This window comes from Faecalibacterium sp. DFI.5.82, from assembly GCF_029076575.1.
GTDB lineage: Bacteria > Bacillota > Clostridia > Oscillospirales > Ruminococcaceae > Faecalibacterium > Faecalibacterium duncaniae.
The window spans coordinates 1-809 of record NZ_JARFIS010000034.1 but is presented as its reverse complement, the minus strand read 5'-3'; the positions used below and the strand labels follow the sequence as shown (position 1 = coordinate 809).

Sequence of the window (809 nt, the reverse complement as noted above, 5' to 3'; positions counted from 1 at the left end):
CGCTACTGTTTCTCCGCGTATACAACGCTCCCCTACCCAATACATTGCTGTATTGCCTAAGCTTCGGTGTCAGGTTTAGCCCCGTTAAATTCTCCGCGCAAAGACGCTCGACCAGTGAGCTATTACGCACTCTTTGAATGAGTGGCTGCTTCTGAGCCAACATCCTGGTTGTCTGCGTATCTTCACATCGTTTTCCACTTAACCTGACTTTGGGACCTTAGCTGTAGATCTGGGCTGTTTCCCTTTTGACAATGACATTTATCTGACACTGTCTGACTCCCAAGCATCAATACTCTGGCATTCTGAGTTTGATAAGCTTCGCTAACCTCTCGGCCGCTAGGCTATTCAGTGCTTTACCTCCAGGTATCTAACTTGAGGCTAGTCCTAAAACTATTTCGGGGAGAACCAGCTATCTCCGGGTTCGATTGGAATTTCTCCGCTACCCACAGTTCATCCGCCGCCTTTTCAACGGAGGTCGGTTCGGTCCTCCATGGAATTTTACTTCCACTTCAACCTGACCATGGGTAGGTCACCCGGTTTCGGGCCCATTATATGCAACTTAACGCCCTTTTCAAACTCGCTTTCGCTTCGGCTCCAGACCTTAAGTCCTTAACCTTGCTGCATACAATCGCTCGCCGGACCGTTCTACAAAAAGTACCCTATCACGCTTTGACGCGCTCTAGGTGCTTGTAGGCACAGGGTTTCAGGTTCTTTTTCACTCCCCTCCCGGGGTGCTTTTCACCTTTCCTTCACAGTACTATACGCTATCGGTCACTGGGTAGTATTTAGGGTTGGAGGGTGGTCCCCCC

General features: G+C 49.8%; 1 rRNA gene. It reads right to left on the bottom strand.

Going from position 1 to position 809, the window contains the following annotated elements:
• Positions 1-809, bottom strand: a 23S ribosomal RNA gene (locus tag P0G09_RS15420); the annotation flags it as partial.